This is a genomic window from Trebonia sp., from assembly GCF_049794275.1.
Classification (GTDB): domain Bacteria; phylum Actinomycetota; class Actinomycetes; order Streptosporangiales; family Streptosporangiaceae; genus Trebonia.
The window spans coordinates 1-3,395 of the sequence record NZ_JBARCR010000470.1; the positions used below are offsets into that span (position 1 = coordinate 1).

Here is a 3,395-nt window from a genome sequence, read left to right on the forward strand (position 1 = left end):
CGGCAGTTCGATGACGAGTGAGGTTCCCTCGCCGAGCGGGCTGCGCGGCGTCAAGCAGGCTCACGCGCGGCTCGAGCCGGACCTCGTGCTCCTCGCCGTTGACTGTCAGCACCACCGCTGCAGCCACGGGGCCGCGTTCCACCGGCGGTGCGGCGAGTTCCATATCCATGGTGCTCTCCCTCCGCTGACCGCCAGCCTCGTGGGACCGACGTGGCCGCGCGCCGCCGGGGAGTACGTCCTCGGGGTGCCGGGGTTCGTCGTGTCTGGCATGGGGTTCCTCTCCTTCGTAAGTTGCTCGGTGGTGGTCAGGCCAGGGCGGTTCCGCCGTCGACGGTCAGGATCGACCCGGTGGCGAACGGCTCAGTGAGGCAGAACAGGTAGGCGTGCGCGATGTCGTCGGCCTCGCCGACCCGGCCGGCGGGGATGGCCTCGGCGGTGTCGCGGTACAACTGCTCGCGGCTGGTCTTGCTCATCGAGGCTCACAGCGGGGACCGGACCACGCCGGGGCAGATGGCGTTAACGCGGATGGGGGGCCAGTTCGACGGCCAGCGCCTGGGTCAGCGACTCGACCGCGCCGCAGATGCCCGCCGCGACCGCCCATCCGGGACCGGGGCGGCGGCCGGCGATGCCGGTGGTCAAGGTGATCGAGCCGCCGGGCTGCAGGTGCGGCGCGGAGGCGTGTACGGCCCACAGCGCGCCGAAGTACGCAGGGCGAAGAACTCCCTGGCTTTGTCAAGGTCCAGGGGGGTCAGGTTCATCAGCGCCAGCGGCTCGCCCGCGGTGAACACGAGGTGGTCGATGTCGCCCAGGTCGCCGAACAAGCGGCAGACCAGGGCCGGGTCGGTGAGGTCAGCCGCCTGCGCGCCGGCGCCAAGCGGCAGTGCCGCCCAGGATGACGACCCGCTGACCATGCAGATCCAAGACGATTCCCTTCCAGGACTGGTGGTGCTCATGTCGTCCACGGTGCGGTGCCGGCGTGCTTGCCGTCCAAGACCTGTTCGCGCGCCTGTCATACCGTGGAGGTATCAGGAACGGGAGGAAGCCATGGCCGTCGCTCAGCCGCGCTCTCCCGCGGCCAGGCTGACTGCTCTGGATCCGGATGGTCCAGGCTCTCGAGCAGCTGCCTGGTTTCGGCTTCGAGCTGGCTTATGAGAGCGAGGTTACGTTCGGCGTGCCCGTATGCCATGACCCTTTCTCCTTCGGTAAGCCGACAGCCTGCCTTGGATGACCCGGGGCTTCTCTTGTAGCTCCTGTCTCACCATGTCCGCGGCCAATTCCAACGTCGCCGAAAATCCCGGTTGCTTGCGTTTGAGCAGCCCGCGCACGTGTTCCATGTTCTCGGTGCTCTGCTCGTTGGTAACCGTTGTCATCGTCGCCTTCCTGGCTCGTTGTCGTACTTCTCCATAGGCTTCGGATAGAGCGCCGCTCGTCCTCCGTGGTGCCTCCCCACACACCATCGGTAATCGGTTGGTCCAGCGCCCAGGCCAGGCACTGGCCCTGCGCCGGACAGGCCCGGCAGATCCGTTTTGCCTCGTCGATCTGGCGCAGCACGGGTCCGGTCGTGCCGACCGGAAAGAACAGGTCCGGATCGGCGTCGCGGCAGGCGGCATCGTCACGCCAATTCGCGTGTGCGGTCATCGCGCTGGATCCTCGCAGCCGGCGTCAGCCGACGATGCGCAGGGCGAGCTGCGGGTGCAGCCATGCTGCACTAGCCGGGCGATCTGATGCCAGTCGACGCAGTCGGCGTAGCTCTCGGCCAGCGTCCTCGAGATCTCGAGGCCCTCCGGCGCGTCCGCCGTGGCGTTCCAGGTCGCGGCGCAGCGCGTCGTGGATCGCGATCGTCAGCGCCCTGTCGGCCCGGCCGGCGAGCTGCATAGTGTGCGGTGGTGGGGTCATCGGTGGTTCTCCTTTGCTCCTGGACCCGCCCGGGCCCCTGCGCCGGAGGGACGCTGACGATTCCGCCGTGTAACCCGACGATGCCGTGTCAGCGGTCTCCTCGAATCAGCGCCAGCCCCCAGGCCAGCCCCCAGCTAGCCCGAATCGCAGGCTGCCTGCTACCCCGAAGCCGGGCAGCCGATGGACTGACGCCGAACCCTCCCGGTTAACCCGGAAGCGGAACTTCCCGCCTGCTGTGACGGCGAACGCAGGCCAGGTGCGCTGTTTCGCGGCCGCTGCTGTCACTCGCCAGCCGGGGGTGTCAAGGAACGCCTGCGCTGCACGGTCCCGGCGTCATGCGGGCCTGGCGAGCTCAGCGCGCCTTGAGGAATGTGATCACGGCGAGGACGCGGCGGTGGTCATCGTCGGCCTCCTGCAGATTCAGCTTGATGAGGATGCTGCTGATGTGTTTCTCGACGGTGCCCTCTTGGTACCCGGCAAGGCCTCGATCCTCTGATAGCCCCCGTATTCGAGACCGGAGACCCGCGATACTCCTGGATCAACGAGGTACAAGCAGTCGGCAAAGGTGTCCTGTCCGCCGACAAGACACGACTCGACTACGAAATCTACGAGCTCCGATAAGCGCAGGGTCTCCGCGACCGCAGTGAGCCCTTGCGCGAGAGCTGCGATCGGCGCGCCATAAAAAGCAATCTGTGCTGCCAAAGCCTTGCAGTCGATCATCGCCTCTCTTAATACAGATTCAGGCGGTTCTTGCGTGTGCCTGATCGCTGTGTTACGGAGTGCAGCCGGATGTCGATGCAGCCGCTTGGCCTTGAGCGCCGGGCACGGCCCGCCGGTGGCCTGTCCGGCCTGGGGCAGGTGCCAGCTGCACGGAGGCTGCGCTGCCACGCAGGCACGATGGCTCGCGTGCCGCGCCAGAAGCACCAGTCCGAGCCCCGATTGATGATGGCACAACGCGAACTGCGGGGTGGGCATCTGGTTCCCGCATCAGGACGACATGGTCCAGCGGGTGACAATGTTGGTGATGCGGGCACCGGGGCACAGACGAAGGAGGACCAGTGAGCGACCTGCAGGCCATCGCCGACCGCGTCGAGATCGAGGCGCTGCGCGGCGAGTTCACCGACGCGGTAATGATGCACGACTACGACCGTCTCGCGTCATTGTTCACTCAAGACGGCACGGTCCGGCTCCCCCACGCGTACGCCGGGGCCGTCGGCCGGGAGGACATGCGCGCCGGGGGCGAGCAACTGCAGGCTCTGCTGGACTACATGGTGCAAACCACGCACCCGGGCATGATCGTGCTTGACGGCGACACCGCGTCCGGCCGGGCCTACATGTCGGAGCTCACCCGCTTTCGCGATGGCAGGTCGGAGCTGAACTATGGCATCTACCACGACCGTTACCAGCGCACGTCGGGCGGCTGGAAGTTCACCGAGCGCGTCTACGAGATCAGGTACCTCGACGACACCCCGCTCGCGGGCTCGGCACCCCATCCGGCA

Annotated in this window: 6 protein-coding genes and 1 pseudogene; 2 read left to right on the forward strand and 5 right to left on the reverse strand. The window is 67.2% G+C overall.

All coding sequences use genetic code 11. The features are described 5' to 3' along the window. Positions 1-305: 305 nt before the first annotated feature. The 5 genes and pseudogenes from WA805_RS12920 to WA805_RS12940 all read right to left on the reverse strand — a co-directional run bounded on the left by WA805_RS12920 (position 306) and on the right by WA805_RS12940 (position 1,896). Positions 306-473 carry an SDR family oxidoreductase gene (locus WA805_RS12920; RefSeq protein WP_425239549.1) on the reverse strand — a complete coding sequence of 56 codons (168 nt, stop codon included), beginning with the start codon at positions 471-473 and terminating at the stop codon, positions 306-308. A gap of 43 nt (positions 474-516) precedes the next feature. Then, positions 517-693 carry a hypothetical protein gene (locus WA805_RS12925; protein ID WP_425242453.1) on the reverse strand — a complete coding sequence of 59 codons (177 nt, stop codon included), beginning with the start codon at positions 691-693 and terminating at the stop codon, positions 517-519. Beyond that, positions 636-953, reverse strand: coding sequence for a hypothetical protein (locus WA805_RS12930; RefSeq protein WP_425242452.1), 318 nt, complete (start codon positions 951-953; stop codon positions 636-638). Before WA805_RS12930 ends, WA805_RS12925 begins: the two co-directional genes overlap by 58 nt. 457 nt (positions 954-1,410) lie before the next feature. Beyond that, positions 1,411-1,638 (reverse strand): annotated as a pseudogene (locus WA805_RS12935) (WhiB family transcriptional regulator); the annotation flags it as partial. 24 nt (positions 1,639-1,662) lie between these two features. After that, positions 1,663-1,896: a hypothetical protein gene (locus tag WA805_RS12940; protein ID WP_424563539.1), complete on the reverse strand. Its 234-nt coding sequence runs from the start codon at positions 1,894-1,896 to the stop codon at positions 1,663-1,665. A 495-nt stretch (positions 1,897-2,391) separates the two neighbouring features. Here WA805_RS12940 and WA805_RS12945 point away from each other — a divergent pair, with 495 nt between their 5' ends. Both WA805_RS12945 and WA805_RS12950 read left to right on the forward strand, forming a co-directional pair. Beyond that, positions 2,392-2,517 (forward strand): DUF3237 family protein, encoded by a 126-nt coding sequence (locus WA805_RS12945; protein WP_422337652.1) that lies wholly within the window; start codon positions 2,392-2,394, stop codon positions 2,515-2,517. A gap of 437 nt (positions 2,518-2,954) precedes the next feature. Continuing rightward, on the forward strand, positions 2,955-3,395 hold a 441-nt coding region (locus WA805_RS12950; protein WP_422275199.1), incomplete at its 3' end, for a nuclear transport factor 2 family protein.

Bases quoted from the DNA above. Each gene is read 5' to 3' on its own strand.
- WA805_RS12920 (WP_425239549.1), bottom strand. From the start codon at position 473: ATGAGCAAGACCAGCCGCGAGCAGTTGTACCGCGACACCGCCGAGGCC.
- WA805_RS12930 (WP_425242452.1), bottom strand. From the start codon at position 953: ATGAGCACCACCAGTCCTGGAAGGGAATCGTCTTGGATCTGCATGGTC.
- WA805_RS12940 (WP_424563539.1), bottom strand. From the start codon at position 1,896: ATGACCCCACCACCGCACACTATGCAGCTCGCCGGCCGGGCCGACAGG.